At 73.3% G+C, this 21,999-nt stretch carries 17 protein-coding genes; 9 read left to right on the top strand and 8 right to left on the bottom strand.

Annotated elements, in window-relative coordinates; genetic code table 11:
• Positions 1 to 19 precede the first annotated feature (19 nt).
• A complete protein-coding gene (locus tag ACIQWA_RS14945) occupies positions 20 to 3,913 on the top strand; it encodes a DNA-directed RNA polymerase subunit beta' (RefSeq protein ID WP_360226172.1) in 3,894 nt (1,297 codons plus the stop codon).
• Positions 3,914 to 3,993: 80 nt separating this feature from the next.
• Here ACIQWA_RS14945 and ACIQWA_RS14950 read toward each other — a convergent pair whose 3' ends face one another.
• The 6 genes from ACIQWA_RS14950 to ACIQWA_RS14975 all read right to left on the bottom strand — a co-directional run bounded on the left by ACIQWA_RS14950 (position 3,994) and on the right by ACIQWA_RS14975 (position 10,945).
• Entirely contained in the window at positions 3,994 to 5,409 is a 1,416-nt protein-coding gene (locus tag ACIQWA_RS14950; RefSeq protein WP_402482311.1) for a M48 family metalloprotease, read from the bottom strand.
• A 131-nt stretch (positions 5,410 to 5,540) separates the two neighbouring features.
• A complete protein-coding gene (locus tag ACIQWA_RS14955) occupies positions 5,541 to 6,056 on the bottom strand; it encodes a Pycsar system effector family protein (protein WP_402482313.1) in 516 nt (171 codons plus the stop codon).
• 16 nt (positions 6,057 to 6,072) lie between these two features.
• Positions 6,073 to 7,053 (bottom strand): hypothetical protein, encoded by a 981-nt coding sequence (locus tag ACIQWA_RS14960; RefSeq protein ID WP_402482315.1) that lies wholly within the window; start codon positions 7,051 to 7,053, stop codon positions 6,073 to 6,075.
• A gap of 42 nt (positions 7,054 to 7,095) precedes the next feature.
• Positions 7,096 to 9,282: a hypothetical protein gene (locus ACIQWA_RS14965; RefSeq protein ID WP_402482318.1), complete on the bottom strand. Its 2,187-nt coding sequence runs from the start codon at positions 9,280 to 9,282 to the stop codon at positions 7,096 to 7,098.
• Positions 9,279 to 10,136: a hypothetical protein gene (locus ACIQWA_RS14970; RefSeq protein ID WP_402482321.1), complete on the bottom strand. Its 858-nt coding sequence runs from the start codon at positions 10,134 to 10,136 to the stop codon at positions 9,279 to 9,281. The genes ACIQWA_RS14965 and ACIQWA_RS14970 overlap by 4 nt, the downstream gene beginning before the upstream one ends.
• A gap of 89 nt (positions 10,137 to 10,225) precedes the next feature.
• Entirely contained in the window at positions 10,226 to 10,945 is a 720-nt protein-coding gene (locus tag ACIQWA_RS14975) for a Crp/Fnr family transcriptional regulator (RefSeq protein ID WP_360226190.1), read from the bottom strand.
• A 244-nt stretch (positions 10,946 to 11,189) separates the two neighbouring features.
• On the opposite strand from ACIQWA_RS14975, the gene ACIQWA_RS14980 reads away from it, so the two are divergent.
• The 4 genes from ACIQWA_RS14980 (at position 11,190) to ACIQWA_RS14995 (ending at position 14,593) form a co-directional block, all read left to right on the top strand.
• On the top strand, positions 11,190 to 11,864 hold the full coding sequence (locus ACIQWA_RS14980; protein WP_402482324.1) for a DUF4097 family beta strand repeat-containing protein: 675 nt from the start codon (positions 11,190 to 11,192) through the stop codon (positions 11,862 to 11,864).
• 130 nt (positions 11,865 to 11,994) lie between these two features.
• Positions 11,995 to 13,182, top strand: coding sequence for a sensor histidine kinase (locus tag ACIQWA_RS14985; protein WP_402482328.1), 1,188 nt, complete (start codon positions 11,995 to 11,997; stop codon positions 13,180 to 13,182).
• Positions 13,179 to 13,859 carry a response regulator gene (locus ACIQWA_RS14990; protein WP_402482329.1) on the top strand — a complete coding sequence of 227 codons (681 nt, stop codon included), beginning with the start codon at positions 13,179 to 13,181 and terminating at the stop codon, positions 13,857 to 13,859. The genes ACIQWA_RS14985 and ACIQWA_RS14990 overlap by 4 nt, the downstream gene beginning before the upstream one ends.
• A gap of 122 nt (positions 13,860 to 13,981) precedes the next feature.
• The gene (locus tag ACIQWA_RS14995) at positions 13,982 to 14,593 is read left to right on the top strand and encodes a hypothetical protein (RefSeq protein ID WP_402482332.1); all 612 of its coding nucleotides are present in this window, start codon (positions 13,982 to 13,984) and stop codon (positions 14,591 to 14,593) included.
• A gap of 3 nt (positions 14,594 to 14,596) precedes the next feature.
• Here ACIQWA_RS14995 and ACIQWA_RS15000 read toward each other — a convergent pair whose 3' ends face one another.
• Together ACIQWA_RS15000 and ACIQWA_RS15005 are read right to left on the bottom strand one after the other, a co-directional pair.
• Entirely contained in the window at positions 14,597 to 16,393 is a 1,797-nt protein-coding gene (locus ACIQWA_RS15000; RefSeq protein WP_402482334.1) for a hypothetical protein, read from the bottom strand.
• Positions 16,390 to 17,454: an ATP-binding protein gene (locus tag ACIQWA_RS15005; protein WP_402482336.1), complete on the bottom strand. Its 1,065-nt coding sequence runs from the start codon at positions 17,452 to 17,454 to the stop codon at positions 16,390 to 16,392. Before ACIQWA_RS15005 ends, ACIQWA_RS15000 begins: the two co-directional genes overlap by 4 nt.
• Before the next feature lie 112 nt (positions 17,455 to 17,566).
• On the opposite strand from ACIQWA_RS15005, the gene ACIQWA_RS15010 reads away from it, so the two are divergent.
• The 4 genes from ACIQWA_RS15010 to ACIQWA_RS15025 all read left to right on the top strand — a co-directional run bounded on the left by ACIQWA_RS15010 (position 17,567) and on the right by ACIQWA_RS15025 (position 21,999).
• Complete coding sequence (locus ACIQWA_RS15010) at positions 17,567 to 18,307, top strand: SIR2 family NAD-dependent protein deacylase (protein ID WP_402482338.1); 741 nt, start codon at positions 17,567 to 17,569, stop codon at positions 18,305 to 18,307.
• A 94-nt stretch (positions 18,308 to 18,401) separates the two neighbouring features.
• The gene (locus tag ACIQWA_RS15015; RefSeq protein WP_402482341.1) at positions 18,402 to 19,616 is read left to right on the top strand and encodes a cytochrome P450; all 1,215 of its coding nucleotides are present in this window, start codon (positions 18,402 to 18,404) and stop codon (positions 19,614 to 19,616) included.
• A 21-nt stretch (positions 19,617 to 19,637) separates the two neighbouring features.
• Positions 19,638 to 20,636, top strand: a complete 999-nt coding sequence (locus ACIQWA_RS15020) for an ADP-ribosylglycohydrolase family protein (protein WP_402482344.1) — start codon at positions 19,638 to 19,640, stop codon at positions 20,634 to 20,636.
• A gap of 37 nt (positions 20,637 to 20,673) precedes the next feature.
• Positions 20,674 to 21,999 carry a serpin family protein gene (locus ACIQWA_RS15025; RefSeq protein WP_402482346.1) on the top strand — a complete coding sequence of 442 codons (1,326 nt, stop codon included), beginning with the start codon at positions 20,674 to 20,676 and terminating at the stop codon, positions 21,997 to 21,999.

Genomic DNA, 21,999 nt, shown 5'->3' on the forward strand with positions numbered 1-21,999 from the left:
AAAGAGGGCTTGACGACCAGTGCTTGACGTCAACTTCTTCGACGAGCTCCGCATCGGCCTGGCCACCGCCGACGACATCCGCCAGTGGTCGCACGGCGAGGTCAAGAAGCCGGAGACCATCAACTACCGCACCCTTAAGCCCGAAAAGGACGGCCTCTTCTGCGAGAAGATCTTCGGCCCGACCCGGGACTGGGAGTGCTACTGCGGTAAGTACAAGCGCGTCCGCTTCAAGGGCATCATCTGTGAGCGCTGCGGCGTCGAGGTGACCCGCGCCAAGGTGCGCCGCGAGCGGATGGGCCACATCGAGCTGGCCGCCCCGGTCACCCACATCTGGTACTTCAAGGGCGTGCCGTCCCGCCTCGGCTACCTGCTCGACCTGGCGCCGAAGGACCTCGAGAAGGTCATCTACTTCGCCGCCTACATGATCACCTGGGTCGACGACGAGCGCCGCCAGCGCGACCTGCCGTCCCTGGAGGCGCACGTCTCGGTCGAGCGTCAGCAGATCGAGAACCGCCGCGACTCCGACCTCGAAGCCCGCGCCAAGAAGGCCGAGTCCGACCTGGCCGAGCTGGAGGCCGAGGGCGCCAAGGCCGACGTGCGCCGCAAGGTGCGCGAGGGCGCCGAGCGCGAGATGAAGCAGCTGCGCGACCGCGCGCAGCGCGAGCTCGACCGCCTCGACGAGGTGTGGGCCCGCTTCAAGAACCTCAAGGTCCAGGACCTGGAGGGCGACGAGCTGCTCTACCGCGAGCTGCGCGACCGCTTCGGCACCTACTTCTCCGGCTCGATGGGCGCCGCGGCCCTCAAGGACCGCCTGGAGACCTTCGACCTGGCGGAGGAGGCCGAGCGCCTCCGCGAGATCATCCGCACCGGCAAGGGCCAGAAGAAGACCCGTGCGCTCAAGCGCCTCAAGGTCGTCTCCGCGTTCCTGCAGACCAGCAACAAGCCCAACGGCATGGTGCTGGACTGCGTCCCGGTCATCCCGCCGGACCTGCGTCCGATGGTGCAGCTGGACGGTGGCCGCTTCGCGACCTCCGACCTGAACGACCTGTACCGCCGCGTGATCAACCGCAACAACCGCCTGAAGCGCCTGCTCGACCTCGGTGCCCCCGAGATCATCGTGAACAACGAGAAGCGCATGCTCCAGGAGGCCGTCGACGCGCTGTTCGACAACGGCCGCCGCGGCCGTCCGGTCACCGGCCCGGGCAACCGCCCGCTCAAGTCCCTGAGCGACATGCTCAAGGGCAAGCAGGGTCGTTTCCGTCAGAACCTGCTCGGCAAGCGAGTCGACTACTCGGCCCGTTCGGTCATCGTCGTCGGCCCGCAGCTCAAGCTGCACCAGTGCGGTCTGCCGAAGGCCATGGCGCTGGAGCTCTTCAAGCCGTTTGTGATGAAGCGCCTGGTCGACCTGAACCACGCGCAGAACATCAAGTCGGCCAAGCGCATGGTCGAGCGTGCCCGTCCGGTCGTGTGGGACGTGCTCGAAGAGGTCATCGCCGAGCACCCCGTGCTGCTGAACCGTGCGCCCACCCTGCACCGCCTCGGCATCCAGGCCTTCGAGCCGCAGCTGGTCGAGGGCAAGGCCATCCAGATCCACCCGCTCGTCTGCACCGCGTTCAACGCGGACTTCGACGGTGACCAGATGGCCGTCCACCTGCCGCTCTCCGCGGAGGCGCAGGCCGAGGCCCGCATCCTGATGCTGTCCTCGAACAACATCCTCAAGCCGGCCGACGGTCGCCCCGTCACCATGCCGACCCAGGACATGGTGCTCGGCCTGTTCTTCCTGACCTCGGACCGCGACAACGTGAAGGGCGCCGGCCGCACCTTCTCGTCGACCGCCGAGGCGATCATGGCCTTCGACGCCCGCGAGCTGGACGTCCAGGCCCCGATCGAGCTGCGCCTGGCCGCCGGCACCGTCCCGCCCCGTGGCTGGACCCCGCCGGTGGACGAGGAGGGCCAGTCGACCTGGTTCGAGGGCGAGCCCTTCCGCCTGAGCACCACCCTGGGCCGCGCGCTCTTCAACGAGCTGCTGCCCGAGGACTACCCGTTCGTCGACTACGAGGTGGGCAAGAAGCAGCTCTCCGCGATCGTCAACGACCTGGCCGAGCGCTACCCCAAGGTCGTCGTCGCGGCGACCCTGGACAACCTCAAGGCGGCCGGTTTCCACTGGTCGACCCGCTCGGGCGTCACCGTCTCGATCTCGGACGTCATCGTCCCGCCGAGCAAGCCCCAGATCCTCGAGGGCTTCGAGGCCAAGGCCGAGAAGGTCCAGAAGCAGTACGAGCGCGGTCTGATCACCAACGACGAGCGCAAGCAGGAGCTCGTCGGCATCTGGACCCAGGCGACCAACGAGGTCGCCGAGGCCATGGCCGCGAACTTCCCGAAGACGAACCCCATCTTCATGATGGTCGACTCGGGTGCTCGTGGAAACATGATGCAGATGCGTCAGATCGCCGGTATGCGTGGTCTGGTGTCCAACGCCAAGAACGAGACCATCCCGCGACCCATCAAGGCGTCGTTCCGTGAGGGTCTCACCGTGCTGGAGTACTTCATCTCCACCCACGGTGCCCGTAAGGGTCTGGCCGACACCGCCCTCCGTACCGCCGACTCCGGCTACCTCACCCGTCGTCTGGTCGACGTCTCCCAGGACGTCATCATTCGCGAGGAGGACTGCGGCACCGAGCGCGGTCTCAAGCTGTCGATCGGCAACGTGGGCGCCGACGGCGTGCTGCGCAAGGCCGACGACGTCGAGACCAGCGTGTACGCCCGCATGCTCGCCGAGGACATCACCGTCGACGGCAAGCTGCTCGCCACCGCCAACACCGACCTCGGTGACGTGCTGATGGACGAGCTGATCCGCCACGGCGTGTCCGAGGTCAAGGTCCGCTCGATCCTGACCTGTGAGTCGGCCGTCGGCACCTGTGCCTTCTGCTACGGCCGTTCGCTGGCCACCGGCAAGCTGGTCGACATCGGTGAGGCGGTCGGCATCATCGCCGCCCAGTCCATCGGTGAGCCCGGCACCCAGCTGACCATGCGTACCTTCCACACCGGTGGTGTGGCCGGTGACGACATCACCCAGGGTCTGCCGCGTGTCGTCGAGCTCTTCGAGGCCCGCACCCCCAAGGGTGTGGCCCCGATCTCCGAGGCCACCGGCCGCGCGCGGATCGAGGACACCGAGAAGACCCGCAAGATCGTCATCACGCCGGACGACGGCACCGACGAGATCGCCTACCCGGTCTCGAAGCGTGTGAAGCTGCTCGTCAGCGAGGGCGAGGCGGTCGAGGTCGGCCAGAAGCTGACCATGGGTGCCACCAACCCGCACGACGTCCTGCGCATCATGGGCCAGCGCGCCGTCCAGATCCACCTGGTCGCCGAGGTCCAGAAGGTCTACAACTCGCAGGGTGTGTCGATCCACGACAAGCACATCGAGATCATCATCCGGCAGATGCTCCGCCGCGTGACGATCATCGAGTCGGGCGACGCCGAGCTGCTCCCGGGCGAGCTCGTCGAGCGCGGCCGCTTCGAGACCGAGAACCGTCGTGTGGTCTCCGAGGGCGGTCACCCCGCCTCCGGCCGTCCGCAGCTGATGGGTATCACCAAGGCCTCGCTGGCCACCGAGTCCTGGCTGTCGGCCGCCTCCTTCCAGGAGACGACCCGGGTCCTCACCGACGCGGCGATCCACGCCAAGTCGGACCCGCTGCTGGGCCTCAAGGAGAACGTCATCCTCGGTAAGCTCATCCCGGCCGGTACGGGTCTGCCCCGCTACCGCAACATCCGGGTCGAGCCGACCGAGGAGGCCAAGGCCGCGATGTACTCGGCCGTCGGCTACGACGACTACGACCTGTCGCCCTTCGGCGCCGGCTCCGGCCAGGCGGTTCCGCTGGACGACTACGACTACGGCCCGTACACCGGCTGAGTCACGCGTCACTGATCGCAGGGCGGTCACCCCTCACGGGGTGGCCGCCCTGCGGCGTTTCGCGGCCGGTGTCTCCGGGCCTACCGGGCCGGGGTGGCCGCGGCCGCGCGCCAGTCCTCCAGCCGGCGGATCCGGGTGTGGGTGTCCGGATGGCTGGACAGCAGCCGCTGGCCCAGGCCCGGACGGACGGCGCGGCCCCCGTTCTCCCGCGCGGCCGCCGCCAGGGCCTCCTCCTCGTCCCGCAGGAAGCCGTGGAAGACCTCGATCATGGCGTCGGCGAAGCCGAGTTCGGCGGCCTGGACGTCCGCCCTCAGCTCGGAGCGGCGGCCGACCGCGGCCAGCAGGTACGGCGTGACCAGGACCAGCAGCAGCGGCGGGAAGGAGACGGCCACGGCCACCACCAGGACCACCGCGACCAGCCCGACCACGAGGGCGCCGAGCAGCGAGAACACCGAGGCGATCCGGAACGCGACGACCGCCGCGATCCGGAACACCACCCAGGCGATCCGGGCCGGCATCGAGTACCAGTAGCCGAGCAGGGTCGCCCAGGCGTGGCCGCCGCGGTGGTGACCGAGCTCGTGGGCGAGCACGGCGGCCAGCTGGGCGTCGGGGAGGGTCTCCAGCGCGTACCGGGTGACGCCGACGATGTGGCCGGCGGCCGCGGTGGCGTTGACGGCCTTGTGGTCCTCGATCCACAGGTCGTACGTCTCCGGGTTCACCCCCGCCTTGGCGGTCACCTGGTGCCAGATCGGCTCCAGCCTGGTCAGCTCGGAGTGCAGGGCCGGACGCATCCGGAACAGGTAGCGGGCGAGCACCTTCTCGGTCGGGCGGTGGAAGACCAGCGCGCCGGAGGCGAGCCAGAGGCCGATCAGCACCAGGTTGAGCGGCTCGGGGAGGAACACCGAGACCAGCGTGACGACCAGCAGACTGCACAGGAAGTGCGGCAGCTGGAGCAGCAGTTGGCCGATTGCGGTGGCGTCGGCGCCGCGCTGGCGGGCGGCCAGGTGGATCCGGCCGGTGTGCGGGTCGATGTCGACGGTGGGGTCGAGGACCGGCGGCCGGGGCGGGGCGGGGGGCGGGGCGAAGCCCTGGGCGGGGATGTGCGGGGGCTGCTGGGGGTGCCGGGGCTGGGACGGGGGCTGCTGGGGCTGGGGCTGGGGCTGGGGCGGAGGAGCGTACTGGGGCGGGACGGTGGTGGGGTACTGCGGCGGGGCGGGCGGCTGCGGGGCGGGCGCGGGGTACGGGGGCGGCGGCGGGGGAGTGGCGGCCGGGTACGCGGGCGGCGCTGTCGTCGGGTACTGCGGGGCGGCCGTCGGGTACTGCGGCGGGATGGTCGGGTGCTGTGGTGGGGCGGCTGTCGGGTACTGCGGCGGGACGGCCGTCGGGTACTGCGGCGGGGCGGCCGTCGGGTACTGCGGCGGGACGGCCGTCGGGTACTGCGGCGGGGCGCCGGGGTACTGCGGCGGTGTGGCGTCCGGGTAGGTCGGTTCGGTCATGGCGGGGTCCTCGGGGACGGGACGCGCGCACGGCGGCGTCCGTACGGTGACGGGCAAGGGCAGGACGGTGCTGAGCGGTGCTGGACGGTGCGGGACGGTGCTGGACGGTGCTGGACCGTGCCGGAGGGCGGTCAGCCCAGCAGCAGGGCGGTGACCAGCGGGAACAGGCCGGCGCCGAAGGCGAGGATGCCGACCCGGACCCAGGAGTGCTTCCGCGCGGCGATCAGGCTGTTCTCCGCGAGCGCGGCGCGGACGGCCTCGGCGGCCAACCGCTCGGTGTCGGCCAGGGCTTCGGTGAGCAGCCCCTGTTCGGCGGCCAGCCGGATGTCCCCGAAGTAGCCGAGCGGGCGGCCCGGGCGCCAGGTGCTGCGCCGGAAGCGGGGCAGCACCGCGAGCAGCAGCGAGACCAGGGAGACGGCGATGCCCAGGCCGCCCAGGGCCAGCAGCGCCTTCGCCGCGCCGGAGAGCTGCTGCGGCGCCCAGCCGGTGCTGGTGAGCAGGCCGCCGAGCACCCCGACGATCACACCGAGGGCGGCCACCAGGACGGCCGCCTTGCTGTCCGCGCGGGCGATCTCGGTGCGCAGCTCGGCGAGCAGGGCGGCACCGGGCAGTGGTGGAGACGCGGTGTTGGTGGGCGGGGTGGGCACGGTGGGTCTCCTCGGGTCACTGGGAGAGCGGAGGGTAGGGGCCCTTGCCGAGCCGGGGCGCACCCGGCCCCGGCGCATCAGACCCCGGCGCACCCGGGCCGGCGGGCCGCTGCCGCAGGATGGCTTCGAGCGCGGCCTTCGCCTCCTGGCGCGGGCCCTCCAGCTCGAACTCCTCCAGGCCGTTCTGGTCGAAGAGCCGCTGGATCACCTGGAGCTGGCCCTGGACCAGCTCCTGCTGTTCCTCCCGGAGGTAGCCGAGCGCCCGGGGCAGGTCCTCGGGGTGGGCGGCCACCTGGAGGGCCCAGGCGGTCACCCCGCCCTGCTCCAGGTGGTACTGGTAGAACTTCGCCTTCGCGGCGAGGATCTCGTTCGCCTCCTGGACCTGCCGGAGGGCGTGCGGGTGGGCCTGGGTGTCGAAGTGGTAGCCGCGCAGCCGCTCCTTCTGCTCGCGGGCGGCCTGGTCGATGTCCAACTGGACGGTGCAGCGCACCCGCAGGCCCTCGGCCTCGGCGACCGGGTGCCCGTCCAGCTCCTCCTGGACGGCGGCCTCGGCCTCGCCGCTCCGGTCGGTGGAGAGGTGCCGGGTGACGGCCCGCATCCGCTGCCGGATCCGCGGGACCAGTAGTGCCGGGACGTCGCGGATCCGGCTGGCCACCACCAGCTCCGCGGCCGACACCTGCCAGTCGATCTCCACCACGGCCTCGAAGGCGCCGACGTCGTCCCGGCCGGGCAGCCGCTCCTCGGCCCGCAGGTGGTGCAGGCCGAGGTCGACCTCGTACGCGGCCTGGTAGTTGCGGCCCACCAGGTCGCTGAACCCCGGGCGGTGCGGCGGGAGGTAGACCTGGTGCTCACCGGACGGGGTGGTCAGGACGAGGGCGGAGTCGGCCCGGGCGGCGGGGCGCTTGGGCAGGCCGAGCGCGCGGCCCAGCGGGTGGACCGTCAGGACCGGGTCTGTCAGGTCTCCGGTGGGGAGGTCGGGGCGGTGTCGTGCCGACATGCGCGGGTGCTCCAGGATCGGGACGGATCGGACGGTGCTGTTTCAGCTGCCGGGCAGCGCCGTGGTCGCCGGGCCGCCGGCGCGTACGGTGCGGACCAGGTGGTCGAGCCGCTGGCGGTCGCGCTCGGTGACGGCCAGGTCGTCGAAGAGTTCGGTGAGCCGGGCGGTGGTCGCGGGCTGGTCGGCGGCGCCGATCAGCCAGCCGCGCAGCACGCCCAGGGCGGCATCGCGGTAGTGCGGGTCCTCCAGGGCCGTGCGCCACAGGACGACCAGGAGCGCCCGGACCGGGGCGGGCTCCTCGGGCGCGGGCAGCACGGTGACGCTGTGCACGCTCCCCGGGTCGGGGCGCGGGCTCCGGGCGTACCAGTCGAGCAGCAGCGGCCGGCCCACGACGGTGTCCTCGGTGCGCTGCGCGGCGGTCAGGAAGGCGGCCAGGGCCAGCTGCCGCAGGGCGGCCGGGCCGGAGAGCCAGCGGACCAGGGTGCGCAGGGTCAGCTCGGCCTCGGCGGAGAGCAGCATCAGCTCGGCCGCTTCGAGCAGTCCGAGTGCCTGGTGGCGGTCGGGCTGCTCGGACGGGTGCGCACCGGGCCGGAACCCGGCGGCCAGCTGGTCGAGCTCGCCGGGGGTCAGCCGTTCGGCGGCCAGGGCGAAGGCCTCCAGGGCCTGGGCGGGCAGCAGCGGGCCGAGCAGGGCGTAGCAGCGGATGGCGGTCCAGCGGCGGCGGGCGTTGTCGTCCCCGGCCCAGCCGCGCAGGATGCGCGGGACGGCGCCGGTGCCCGCGTGGTAGGCGAGGGCGAGGCTGTTGGCGGCCTGGAGGCAGAGCCGGAAGTCCTTGGCGCCGGACCAGGGGCCGAGCAGCCCGCTCATGGTGGCGGAGAGGTCGACGGAGGCCAGCAGGGCGGTGGTGGAGGCCACCCGGGTGCGGACCAGGGCGCGGGAGTCGGTGGCCAGGGCGTTCAGCCAGCCGGTGATCGCGGGGCGGGCGGAGGGGTGGCCCGTCCAGACCTCGCGCAGCAGGGTGGGCGAGGTGCGGGGGTCCAGGAAGGAGGCCATCCGCTGGGGGACCGGGCCCCAGGGGGTCTGCTCGGTCTCCTCGGTGAGTTCGGCCCGGGCGAAAGCCATGCGGTCCTCGATCGAGCTGCCGAACGGCGGGATGCCGTCCGGCTCCCCGGCGGTCCGGATGGTCTCCAGGCGGCGGAACAGCGAGTCGGCGCACTCGGCGGCGAGGGTGTAGGGGGCGTGGTCGAAGACGGCCAGGGAGATCAGGAAGGCCTTGTCGTGGAGGGTGAGCTTGTTCTCCCCGAACCAGCGGCCGACCTTCTCCTGGACGGCGCCCTGACCGAAGTCGGCGAGGTCGGCGGGCCTGCCGGTCTGCGGCGAGTAGTCGGCCAACCTGACGGCGAACTCGGCGATCTCCCGGATCGGCGGGTACTTGGCCAGGAACCCCTCGACGGGCTCCAGGGCGAGTAGTTCCTCGACGGGGACGCCGTCGTTCCGCAGTGCCCGCAGATGGGCGCCGAGGACGAGCCCCGGGTCGGGCGGTAGCCAGCCGACGGTGGGGAGTTCACGGATCGTGTGGGCGTGGGTGGTGGTGATGACCAGGTAGCCGTCCTGCTTGGCGAGGGTCTCGCGCAGGCGGTCGAGGTCGGAGCGGAGCAGCGGGCGGGTGCGGGAGGCCGTGTAGTCGGTGAGTACGTACCCCTCGGCCCGTTCGACGCCGTTGAGCAGTGCGGTGGGCGTGACATCCGGGTCCAGGTTGCGGATCCGCTCGCTGCCCAGCTGCCGCAGCAGCATCAGCGCGGCGGAGCGACGGCCGGTGTCCGCCCGGCCGGTGAGGATCAGCACCCGGTGCTCGCGGAGGTGTGCGAGGGCCTGGTCGAAGGCCGGTCCGGGTTGGAAGACCTCGGCCAGGGCGGTGAGTTCAGCGGTCGGGACCAGCCCGGAGGCGTGCAGGGCGGCCCCGCCGAGCTGGTAGATCGTGGTCTTGTGGCCGGTGACGACGTCGCCGTGGACCTGGCCGCCGGAGACGGTGTGCTGGTCGCCGCCGATCAGGCTGCCGCCGAAGCCGGGATTGCCGCCGGCGAAGAGGTAGGTGCGGCCGGCGAAGGAGTCCGGGACGTGCTCCAGGAGTTCCTGGACGGCCTCCACGGCGTTCTGCGGGTCCTCGGGCGGGGTTTCCTGGAGGCCGTCCTCCTGCTCCGCGGCCTCCGCCTCGGGGGCGGCGGTCATCGGTCGCCGCCGATGGTGTTGCCGGTGTTGACGTCGCCGTGGACCTGGCCGCCGGAGACGGTGTGCTGGTCGCCGCCGATCAGGCTGCCGCCGAAGGTCGGGGTGCCGCCGAGGAACTGGAAGCTGGCGGCGCCCTGGGGAGCGGCGGCCGGGGCCGGGGCCTGGGCGGCCGCCGGCACCGGGGCCTGGGGCTGGGCCTGGGTCTGGGCGGCGGACGGGGCGCCCACCGGTCCGGGGTCCGGGGTGCCGGGGGCGGGTTCGCCGTGCAGCCAGGCCGGGAACTCGCCCTCCTTGCCCTGGACGGTGACCCGGTGGAACGCCTCCGGCGCCAGGCCGCCGTGGCCGTGCCGGACGATGCCCTGGTAGAGCGCGTCGGACACGGCGAGGACGCAGGGCCCGTCGCGGTGCCGGAGCGCCTCCCGGAGCGGGGCCGAGTCGAGCAGTCGGAAGGCCTGGTTGAGGTCCCAGCCGACGGCGCCGCCGAGGGCTCCGCCGAGTTCCTGGACGGCGACCTCGCCGGAGGCGAGCACGATCCGCAGCCGTACCCGGGCGCTGGCGGCCGCGAGGCGGTTGTTGGCGTGCAGCAGGGTGGGGGTCTCGTTGATCAGCGCGTGCAGCAGTCCGGTCTTGGGGACGGTGGCGCTGATCAGGGCCATCACCGAGTCGCCACGGTCCTCCAGGCGCTGTTCGGCGGGTTCGACCCCGGCGCTGCGCAGCGTCTCGTGCAGGACGGCGTAGAGCATGCGGCGCATGAAGGCCTGCTCGACGTCGTCGCGCCGGCCGAACTGTTCGATGTCCAGCAGCAGGATGGTGTGGTTCACCGGATCGGTCATGGTCGCCTCTCGATTCGTCATCGGCCTCAGCCTGCCCGTGCCGGGCAGGTCGGCGTGAGCGCCGTTGCGGTACTCGCTCTGTGACGGTGTGCACAGAACATCTGCGCGGGTCAACGGAGTTGGCCGGGCCTCCGGAGCAGGTCGGGGCGCGCGATGACCAGGGAGCGGCGGCTGGTGACGACGATGCCGCGGTCCCGCAGGGACTTGAGCAGACGGGCGACGGCCTCGCGGGAGGCGCCGACGGAGCCGGCGAGTTCCTGCTGGCTGAGCGGGACGGAGACCACGATGCCCTCGGCGGTGCGGCGGCCGTGGGTGCGGGCGAGTTCCAGCAGGAGGTCGGCGAGGCGCTCGCTGACGCTGAGCGAGGCGGACTTGAGCCGGTGGTGGTCGGCGGCGCGCAGCCGGTCGGTGGAGAGCGCCAGGAGCTGCATCGAGGCGGCGGGGGTGTTCCGCAGGTAGGCGGTGAAGGCGGCGCGGTCGACGGCGGTGGCCGAGACCTGCTCCAGCGCGGTGACGGTGGCGGCCCGGGGCCGGCCGCTGAGGGCGGCGGACTCGCCGACGATGTCGCCCGGTCCGCGCAGGGCGAGCAGGGCCTCGTAGCCGTTCTCGGCGAGGGCGGTCACCTTGAGCCAGCCGTGCAGGACGAGCAGGACGTGGTCGGAGGGTTCGCCCTCGCGCAGTGCGGTGGAGCGGGCCGGGTAGTCGAGCCGGTGGCCGAGGGCGAGCAGGGCGGTGCGGTCGGCGTGGTCGAGCCGGGCCAGGAAGGGCACGCGGTCGTCCAGGCCGTGCCCGGTCGCGGGACCTGGTCCGCCGGGCGGGGTGTTGGCCATTGCCTGATCAGCCCTCGTCGGTTTCGCCTTGGCGCGGTCGGGCTCCGGAACGCCGAGCGCGGGCAAACAAGCTACCGGCGGAGCGGCCGCGGCGCTGGTGAATCCGTGAAATCCCCGGCCCTCCGGCTCCCCTCCCCCGCGCGGGGGAGGGACGGGAACCGCTCCGGGGAGGGAGGTGCCGAGGGGGCGGGCCGATGGAGGGTTCTCGGTGTCGGGACGACGGGGCTTGCGAAGGGGGCCGGACATGAAGCGGGTGCTGGGCGCGGTGGCGATCACGGCGGCGGTGGTGCTGGGGATGCAGGCGTGCCTGCCGTTCCTGGAGTCGGACGAGCACCGGACGGTGACGTACGGGGTGGCCGAGGCGGTCAAGGAGCTGGTGGTCGAGGGGGAGAACGGCGGGGTCGTGGTGACCGGCACCGGTGACTCGGTGCACGTCGTCGAGAAGCAGAGCTACCGGGGGTCCGCGCCGAGGAGCACCCACGAGGTGAAGGACGGCGTGCTGCGGCTGGGGTACTCCTGCGAGTCCTGCGGGGTCGGGTACGAGGTGCAGGTGCCGACCGGCACCAAGGTGCGGATCAAGGTGGAGAACGGCGGGGTGCGGCTGACGGGGCTGTCCGCCGAGGTGACGGCCGCGGTGGAGAACGGCGGGGTCGAGGCCACCGGGCTGACCTCTCCCACGGCGCACCTGAGCGCGGCCAACGGCGGGGTGCGGGCCGACTTCGCGGCGGCGCCGTCGGCGCTGGAGGCCCGGGTCGGCAACGGTGGGGTGCGGCTGCGGGTGCCGTCCGGGGAGGCGTACGTGGTGGACGCGCAGGCGGGGTCGGGCGGGGCGGACATCGGCGTCCCCTCGCGGCCGGGCGCGGCGCACAGCATCACGGCGCGGTCGGAGTCCGGCGGCGTGTCGGTCAGCGGTGTCTGACGGGGCGGTGCCCGGCCGGGCGGTGCTGCCCGAGCCGGCGGTGCCCGGCCGTGCCGTGCCGGTGGTTCTGCCGGTAGGGCATGATCTTCTCCGCGGGGACGGCGTCCCCGGGTACGGGGGAGGTGCGACGGTGGAGCGCGCGGCGCGTTGGCGGAGCCGGACGGCCGGGCTGAGCCCGTACGTGCTGGACACCTTCCTGGCGGCCTGTTCGGCGGCGGTGTCGGTCTGGTCGGTCTACAACGACGACACCGACTGGCCCTGGTGGGTGTACCTGCTGGCGGTGTCCACCGCGCTGTTCCTGCCCTGGCGGCGCAAGGCCTCGCTGCCGGTCCTGATCGTGGGCGCCGCGCCCTCGCTGGTGGTGTCGGTGGTGGCGCACTCGGCGAACCCGCAGGTGCCGCTGTACGCGGTGATCGGGATGTACACGGTCGCGGAGCGCTTCCCCGACCGGCAGCGCTGGCCGGTGCTGGCGGTGGTGGTGGCCGCCAATGTGCTCGGCACCCATTCGCCGAACGGCGCGCTGTTCAGCGTGCTGACCTCGGGCGGGTCCTTCGTCTTCGGCGCCCTGGTGCGCACCCAGCGGGAGCTGGCCCGGATGCAGGCCGAGCGGGCGCGGGAGGCGGGGGTGCGGGCGGCCAGCGAGGCGGCCCGGGCGGTCGCCGAGGAGCGGGCCCGGATCGCCCGGGAGATGCACGACATCCTGGCGCACGCGGTGTCGCTGATGGTCATCCAGGCCGAGGCCGGGCCGCTGGTGGTGAGCCATGACCCGGACCGGGCGATCCGCGCCTTCGACACCATCGCCGACGCGGGCCGCGACGCGATGGTGCAACTGCGGCGGGTGCTCGGCGTGTTGAAGGACCCGGAGGCGGAGCGGGCGCTGGCGCCGCAGCCCCGGCTGGCCGAACTCGCCGACGTGGCCGAGCGGGTGCGCGGGGCCGGCCTGCGGGTGGACCTCGAACTCGCGGACGGGCTGGGCGGGTTGCCGGCCGACGTGGAGGCGGCCGGGTACCGGATCGTGCAGGAGGCGCTGACCAACACGGTCAAGCACTCCGGGGCGGACCGGGTCGCGATCCGGGTGGGGCGGGCCGACGGGGTGCTGGAGGTGGTGGTCTCCGACAACGGTCGCGGGGTGCCGCTGGCCGCCGACCGTACGGTGGCCGGCTGGTCCGGCGGGCGCGGGCTGGTCGGCATCCGGGAGCGGGCCGCGGCCTGCGGCGGCCGGGCCGAGGCCGGTCCGGGGCCGGAGGGCAGGGGTTTCCTGGTGAGTGCCCGGCTGCCGCTGGGGCCGGCGGGCGTGGTGGAGAGGGTGGGCGGATGACGCCGATACGGGTGGTGGTCGCGGACGACCAGGAGTTGGTGCGGGCCGGGTTCGGGATGATCCTGGACGCCCAGCCGGACATCGAGGTGGTCGCCGAGGCCTGCGACGGCGCCGAGGCGGTCGAGGCGGTGCGCGCGCACCACCCGGACGTACTGCTGCTGGACGTCCGGATGCCGGTGATGGACGGCCTGGAGGCGGCCCGCCGGGTGTGCGAGGAGTTCCCGGCCACCAAGGTGATCATGCTGACCACCTTCGACATCGACGACTACGTCTTCGACGCGCTGTACGCGGGCGCCAGCGGCTTCCTGTTGAAGGACGTCCGCCGGGACGACCTGGCGCACGGGGTGCGGATGGTGGCCTCGGGCGAGGCGCTGCTCGCGCCCTCGGTGACCAAGCGGCTGATCGGCGAGTTCGCGGCCCGCCGCCCGGGCTCGCCGGACCGGGCGGTGCGGCCGCCGTCCAGGCTGCTGGAGCAGTTGACCCTGCGCGAGCAGGAGACGCTGCGGCTGATCGCGCGCGGGCTGTCCAACGCGGAGATCGCGGCCGAGCTGGTGGTCAGCGAGCACACCGTGAAGACCCACGTCAGCAATGTGCTGAGCAAGCTCGGGCTGCGCGACCGGGTGCACGCGGTGGTGTTCGCGTACGAGGCCGGTGCGGTGGTGGCGGGGGAGTCCTGAGGGCCTCCCCCTCGCGGGGGAGGCGGGCAGTTCACCGGTGCGGGCGATCCGTGACGAGGGTGTCGGGGGAGAGGCTCTGCGGTGTCGGAACGGACCGACGGACACCTGACGGAGGGCTCGAAATGAACGCCGATCTGCACCCGCGCCGCACTACGTACGCCGTCGTCGGCGCGACCGCCCTGATGGCCCTGTACGGCGGCATCCGTCTGGTGCCCGGCTCCCGCGAGCCGGGCCCGGGCTGGACGGCCGGGCACACCGCGATGTTCGCGGGCCTGCTGCTGTTCGTCCCGATCCTCCTGGCCCTGCGCCGGGTGCTCGCTCCGCGCCGCACGGCGGCCGGGCGGCTGGCCGCGAACGCCGCGCTGGGGACGGCGTTCGCGGGCCTGGCCTGCTCACTGGTGCAGATCGGGATCGACCTGGTGGTCGGCCTGAGGGCGGCGGACAAGCCGGATCAGTCGCGGATGTTCGAGAGGATCCAGGACGTCCCGGGGGTGTCCGCGGCGGTGTACCAGGTGGGCCCGCTGCTGTTCTACGTCGGCCTGCTGGCGATGCTGATCGCGGCCTCGGTGGGCGCGGGACGGGCGCTGCGCTGGTGGAGCCCGGTGCTGATGCTGGTCGGGACGGTGGCCACGGCGGCCGACCTGGCCTTCATCCCGGTGGCCGCCGTCTGCTACCTCGCCGCCCTCGCCCCGCTGGTCCGCCAGGGCGTCGCGCGGACCCCGGCCGTCGCCTGAGAATCAGCTCATCCGGAAGACCGGCCCGCGCGGGGTGAACGGCAGTCCGGCCCCGCGCGGGACGAGGAAGGCGTGCTCCCGGCGCAGCCGCAGCACGTCGCACTCGCCGTCGGTGATCACCAGGACCGGCGCCCCGGCCGGGAAGTCCTCGGCCCGCTCCAGCAGGTCGACGCCCGGCTGGAGGACGGTGCCGCCGCGCCCGTGCACCCGCAGCCGTCCGGCGATCTCCTCGACCGGGAGGTACCCGGCGTCGTGCGGGGCGGCGTCGCAGTGCACCACCCGGGCGGCCGGGACGTCCCGGGCGGCGGCGTAGGAGGCGATCGCGCCGAGCGCCTTGCCGAGCAGTGTCCGGTCCATCGAGCCGGAGGTGTCCAGGACCACCCCGAAGGTGCAGCGCGGCACCTCCTCCTCGGGGTGGTAGCGGCCGGCCCGGGGGATGTCCGGGGTGGCGGACTGCCGGCGGGCCGGGCGGGAGTAGCTGCGCACCGGCTCCGGGCGCGGCACGAACTCGTCGAACCAGCGGGCCAGTTGCGCGTCCCAGGGGAGCGGCGGGTGGGCGAGTGCGCGGATCTCCTCGACCAGCCCGGCCGGGAGCAGCCCGCGCTCGCGGCCGTGCAGCTCGAAGCCCTGCTGGAGGCCGCGCCGGTAGAAGTCGTCCAGGTCGACGTAGTCCCGCGGCGGTCCCAGCGGTTCGCCGAGGATGTCCGGGCGGTTCTTCCCGGCGAGGGTGGCGAGCCGGCGGATCCGGCGCTGGTCGCGGGCGATCCGGTCGTACACCTCCTCGGCCGACAGGCCCTTCAACTGCGGGTCGTGCAGCAGCCCGTCGGGCATCTCGCCGACGTTCATCTCCAGCAGCCAGCCGTTGATGACGTAGTCGGCGGCGACGTTGAACAGGAACGGGTCCCGCCCGCCGCGGCGCTCGCCGTGCCGCAGGGCGGCGTGCAGGATCTCGTGGCCGAGGATGAACCGCCACTCCTCGTCGGAGTGGTGACGCAGCGGGTTGACGTAGACCTCAGCGGCCTCGGCGTTGACGGCGGCGACGGCGATGCCGTGCGCCCGGGCGAGTTCGGCGTCGGCGACGACGGTGAGGCCGGCCGCGATGGCGCCGAGCAGCGGGTACGAGGAGACGAACCAGTTGAGCGCCCGGTTCCAGGGCCGCTCGGGCAGGCGCTCGCCGGTCTCGGCGTCGATCCGGCCGCCGGCCCGGTCCATCGCGGCGGACATGGTGCGGGTGAGGGCGGCCGCGAAGGCCGTCGGCCAGTCCTCGCGGGCCCGGCCGTGCCCGCGCCACTCGACCAGCAGCTGGTCGCACTCGGCGGTGCCGGCCGTCCCGGCGGCTCCGGGCGCGGGCAGGCCGTCGCGGCGCCAGCGCTCGGCCAGCTCCTCCTCGTCCCCGCCCGGGTACTCCTGCGGGAGGGTGACCGGGGCGCGGCCGACCGGGAAGGTGGCGAGGAAGCGGTTGACCACGGCGCAGCGGGCGGCGCGCTGGTACGGGTCGGGCTGGCTGCGGGTGCCACGGTCGCCCGGGAGGTGGCCGAAGCCCAGGTGCAGCAGGCCGTGCGCCAGCACCCAGGCCCACTCCTCGGGTTCGGCCCGGCGGCGCGGGTTGACGTGCAGGGTGCCGTCGGAGTCGACCACCGCCCAGCCGTCGGGCGGGGCGGTGGTGCACTCCACGGAGCGGCAGACGTCGGCTCGCAGGGCGGCGAGGGCCGGGTTGCCGCGCAGCAGCCGGACGCCCTCGTCGAAGGCCTCGGCGCCCGGGTCGGGCTTCTTCGCGGCCGTCTTGGCGGACCGCTTCACCGGCGGGCCTCGACCAGTCGGGGCATGTCCCGGGCGGCCTCGATCAGGAACCAGGAGGGCAGCACCGGGTTGCCGTCCGCGCCGTCCGCGATCACCGTCTGGGCGACCTCCACCGAGATCTCGGCCAGCTGCACCAGCAGCGACTTGGCCCGGAAGGCGGTCTGCCGCTGCGCCCCGGAGGCGTGCTCCTTGCTGGCGGGCAGGTCCTTGACCAGCCGACCGCGGAAGGCGTCGGCCAGGTAGTAGAGCAGGTCGCGGTCCTCCAGCCGGTGCGGCCAGCGGGCGTCGCCCTTGAGGATCGCCTCCAGGCCGTAGGAGTTGCGGACGATCTTCGCGTAGCCGCAGAAGGCGATCGCGTGCTGCGGGGTGAGCAGCCCGTACGCGACCACCTTGAGGGTCGCCTCGTCCAGGGTGGGACCGAAGGAGTTCAGCGCGTCGGAGAGCATGTGCCAGGCGCGCGGGGTGGAGAACGGCTCCTCGGTCTTGGGTGGGGCGGACCACAGGTGGTCCGGCCGGTCGGTGAGGTGGTCGAGGATCCAGGGGTGGATCCCGGCGCCGGCCGCCCAGCGCAGCCAGTCCTCGGCGCTGGCCCGAAGGTGGACGTGGGCCATGCGGTTGACCAGCGCGGAGGCCATCGGGCGGGCCAGCGCGCCGTCGGTGGCGCGGTTTCCGGCGCCGATCACGATGGAGCCGGGCGGCAGCTCGTAGGAGCCGATCCGGCGGTCCAGGATCAGCGAGTAGAAGGCCTTCTGGACGTCCGGCGAGGCCGCGTTGAGCTCGTCCAGGAACAGGCAGTACGGCTCGTCGCGGGCGATCTGCTCGGGCGGGCAGAAGCGGGAGCGGCCCTCGGGGGTGAGCTGCGGGACGCCGATCAGGTCCTCCGGGGCGAGCTGGGTGCCGACCAGGCTCACGCACTCCAGCCCGAGCGACTCGGCGAACGCCCTGACCAGGGAGGACTTGCCGATCCCGGGGGCGCCCCAGAGGAACACCGGCCGGACGGTGGCCAGGCCGAGCAACAGCTCGGGGATCTGGGCGGGCGAGACGCTGACTGCTCCCTGCACGGGGCTCCTTCACGGAAACGGTGGGTGACCGGCCCAGTGTGCGGCGGGAGTTGGCCGGGCGCACCCGGATTTTCGGTGGCCGCCGTTCCCCGCCGCCCGTACCGTCCGGGGTATGAACCAGAAGCGCCCCCTGATCGCCGTGCTCACCGGCGCGGGCATCTCGACCGACTCCGGCATCCCCGACTACCGCGGCCCGCAGGGGTTGTGGCGCAAGGACCCGTCGGCCGAGGAACTGGTCACCATCGGCCCGTACCGGGACGACTCCACGGTGCGCGAGCGGGCCTGGCGGATGCGGCTGGAGACGGCCGAGCAGGCCGCCGAGCCCAACGCCGGGCACCGCGCGCTGGTCGACCTGGAGCGCTCCGGGCTGCCGCTGCGGGTGCTCACCCAGAACATCGACGGGCTGCACCAGCGGGCCGGCCTGACCGCCCGCAAGGTGCTCGAACTGCACGGCAACGTGCGAGAGACCCAGTGCCTGAGCTGCCGGGCGGTCGGGTCGATGCCTCAGGCGCTGGCCCGGGTCGAGGCGGGGGAGCCGGACCCGGACTGCCGGGAGTGCGGCGGCATCCTCAAGCCGCGGATCGTGATGTTCGGCGAGAACCTGGACCAGGAGGTGCTCGGCCAGGCCGACGCGATCGCCAAGGCCTGCGACATCTTCGTCGCGGTGGGCACCAGCCTCCAGGTCTACCCGGTGGCCGCGCTGCCGCAGATCGCGGTGGAGGGCGGCGCCCGGCTGATCGTCATGAACGGTGAGCCGACCCCCTTCGACGAGGCCGCGGCCGAGGTGATCCGGGGGCCGATCTCCCGGGCGCTGCCCGAGCTGGTGCGGCGGCTGGTGACGGAAGGGGCGTGAGAAGAGGGGCGGCCGGAAGGGTCTCCTCACGGACCCACCGCATGCATACGATGATCTTCCCGGCTTCCCCTCACGGCTCTGGAGTGATCGAGCGATGACGACGACGGCGAAGTTCGACCCCTGGTCGGCGGAGTTCGTGGCCCACCCGTACGACGCGTACGCCGAGCTGCGCGAGCACGCGCCGGTGACGTACCACGAGCCGACGAACCAGTGGCTGGTCTCCCGCCACGAGGACGTCAGCGCCCTGCTGCGCGACCGGCGGCTCGGCCGCACCTACACCCACCGGTTCAGCCACCAGGAGTTCGGCCGCCCCGAGCCCGACCCGGCACACGAGCCCTTCCACACCCTCAACGACCACGGGCTGCTCGACCTGGAGGCCCCCGACCACACCCGGATCCGCCGGCTGGTCTCCAAGGCCTTCACCCCGCGCATGGTCGAAGGGCTGCGGCCGACCGTCCGGCGGCTGGCCGGGGAGCTCGTCGACGACCTGCTCGCGGCCGGCGGCGGCGACCTGATCTCCGCCGTCGCCGAGCCGCTGCCGGTCGCCGTGATCGCCGAGATGCTCGGCGTGCCGGAGGGCGACCGGCACCTGCTGCGCCCCTGGTCCGCCGACATCACCGGGATGTTCGAGCTCAACCCGAGCGAGGAGGCCGCCCGCCGGGCCGTCACGGCGAGCATCGAGTTCTCCGACTACCTGCGCGCCCTGATCCGCGAGCGCCGGGGCAACCCGGGCACCGACCTGATCAGCGCGCTGATCCAGGCCCAGGAGGGCGCCGACGCGCTCAGCGAGCAGGAGATGGTCTCCACCTGCGTGCTGCTGCTCAACGCCGGCCACGAGGCGACCGTCAACACCACCGGCAACGGCTGGTGGGCGCTGTTCCGCCACCCCGAGGAGCTGGCCCGGCTGCGCGGCGACGTGGACGGGCTGCTGCCCACCGCCGTCGAGGAACTGATGCGCTGGGACACCCCGCTGCAGATGTTCGAACGCTGGGTGCTGGAGGACATCGAGGTCCGCGGGGTCACCGTGCCGCGCGGCGCCGAGATCGCCCTGCTCTTCGGCTCCGCCAACCGCGACCCGGAGCGCTTCGCCGACCCCGACCGCCTCGACCTCGGCCGCACCGACAACCCGCACGTCACCTTCGGCGCCGGAATCCACTTCTGCCTGGGCGCCCCCCTTGCCAGACTGGAGCTCACCGAGTCCTACGGCACGCTGCTGCGCCGGGCCCCGGGCCTGCGGCTGGTCCGCGAGCCCGAGTGGAACCCGGGCTACGTGATCCGCGGGCTCAAGGAGCTGTTGGTCGAGGTGTGACGGGAAGCGGGGGAGAAGGCCGTGGGCAAGGCGACGGGGGCACTGCTGGGGCTGGCGATCGGCGACGCGATGGGCCGGCTGACCGAGTTCCAGGACGTCGAGCGGATCGCCGCCGACCATCCGGACTGGCGGCGGCTCCCGCTGCCGGAGCAGGCGCTGGTCACCGACGACACCCAGATGACGCTCGCCCTCGCCCGCGGCCTGCGCACCGCCCTGGCGCGCGGGCCCCTCACCCCGCTGCACCTGGAGCGCCCGGTCCGCGCGGAGTTCGTCGACTGGTGGCGCTCCCCGGAGAACAACCGCGCCCCCGGCATGACCTGCCTGCGCGCCTGCGAGGGGCTCAGCCGCGACGAGTACCGCTGGCAGCAGGCCAGCGACGTGGGCTCCAAGGGCTGCGGCGCCAACATGCGGGTCGCCCCGATCGGGCTGATCCGCGACCTGGACGCCCGGCAGCTCTCCGGCGCCGCCCAGCTCCAGTCCGCGCTCACCCACGGCCACCCGACCGCGCTCGCCGCCAGTGACCTCACCGCGTACGCCGTCCGCAAGCTCGCCGAGGGCGTCCCGCCCGCCGGCCTGCCCGCCGTGCTGCGGGCGTACGCGCTGGCGAGCCGCGAGCGCTACGACGAGTTCTGGCTCGGCGACCTCGCCGACCGCTGGTACGGCGCCTCCCCGCAGGCCGTCCTCGCCCGCGGCTGGGAGGACTGCCTCAAGGTCCTCGACCAGGTGCAGGCCGCCCTCGCCGCCCCCGACGTGGAGGCCGACCCCTGCCTGGCCACCGGCGAGGGCTGGGTCGCCGAGGAGGCCTTCGGCACCGGCCTGCTCTGCTTCCTGCTGCTGCCCGACGACCCGGTGGCCGCCGTCCGCCGGGCCGCGTACAGCTCCGGCGACTCCGACTCGCTCGCCTGCCTGACCGGCGCCTTCGCCGGCGCGCACCACGGCGAGGCGGCCTGGCCCGCGGAGTGGGTGGAGCGGATCGAGCACCGGGACGAACTGCTGGAGTTCGGCGCGCTCTGGGACTGAGCGGGAACCGGCCGACGGGGCGCCGCGTCGAAGGGCCATGACGAACAGCAGCAGCGGAACCCGTCGTCGCCCGCCCCGCCGCCCCGCGGCACTGCTCCTCGCCGCCGCGCTCGCCGCACCGCTGGTCAGCGGCTGCGGCAGTACCGGCACCGCCGCCACCGGGGAGCAGCGGGCCTCCGCACCGGCCACCCGGCCCGCCGTCGACCAGGCCTCGGTGGCCGCCACCGCCAAGGCCACCGACGCCTTCGGCCTGGACCTCCTGCACGCCCTCACCGCATCGCCCGGCGGGGCCGGGCGCAACACGGTGGTCTCGCCCGTCGGGCTGGCCACCGTGCTCGGGATGCTGATGCCGGGCGCGCGCGGCGCGACCGCGCAGGAGCTGGCCAAGGCCCTGCACACCGAGCTCGACCCGAAGCAGTACGCGCTCGCCGTCGGCGCGTTGGACCAGCGGACGAAGAACGGCGACCAGCTCACTCTGCACCAGGCCGACGAGGTCTGGACCCAGCAGGGCTTCCCGGTGAACCCGGACTACCTGGCGACCCTCGCCACCGCCTTCGACGCCGGAGTGCACACCACCGACTTCAAGAAGGACCCGGAGGGCAGTCGAAAGGCGGTCGACTCGGCCGTGGAGAAGGCCACCGAGGGGCGGATCAAGGACCTCTTCGCGCCGGGCGCGATCAACGCCGACACCCGCGTGGTCCTCACCGACGCGCTCTACCTCAAGGCGAAGTGGGCCGCCGAGTTCAAGCCCGGGCAGACCGCAGACCGCCCCTTCCGCAAGCTGGACGGCACCGCCGCGAACGTCTCCACGATGAGTCAGACCGGCGAGTTCAGGTACGCGGAAGGCTCCGGCGGGATCGTCGGCGAGCCCTGGCAGGCCGTCGAACTCCCTTACGCGGGAGGCAACCTGGCGATGGATCTGATCGTCCCCGCGCAGGGCGGCTTCGCCGCCTTCACCAAGGGGCTGGACCAGCCCCAGCTGGACCGGATCCTCGGCGCCCTCAGCGCGCAGCCCGTCGACCTCCAGCTGCCGCGCTTCCACTTCGACACGTCCAACGAGCTCACCCCCGCGCTGCGTTCGCTCGGCGTCCACTCCGCCTTCGACAACGCCGACCTCACCGGGATCGCCGAGCAGCCGCCGCTCGCCGTCAGCACGGTGGTGCAGAAGGCCACCGTGCAGGTCGACGAGGAGGGCACGGTCGCAGCGGCCGGCAGCGGCGCCGTGGCCGGCGTCGCGGCGGCGCCCGCCCCGCGCCAGGCCGCCGAACTGCACATCGACCGGCCGTTCCTGTTCCTGGTCCGGGACACGTCGAACGGGCGGCCGCTGTTCCTGGGACAGGTCACCGACCCGCAGGCGAAGTAG

The organism is Kitasatospora sp. NPDC098652 (assembly GCF_044760155.1).
Taxonomy (GTDB): domain Bacteria; phylum Actinomycetota; class Actinomycetes; order Streptomycetales; family Streptomycetaceae; genus Kitasatospora.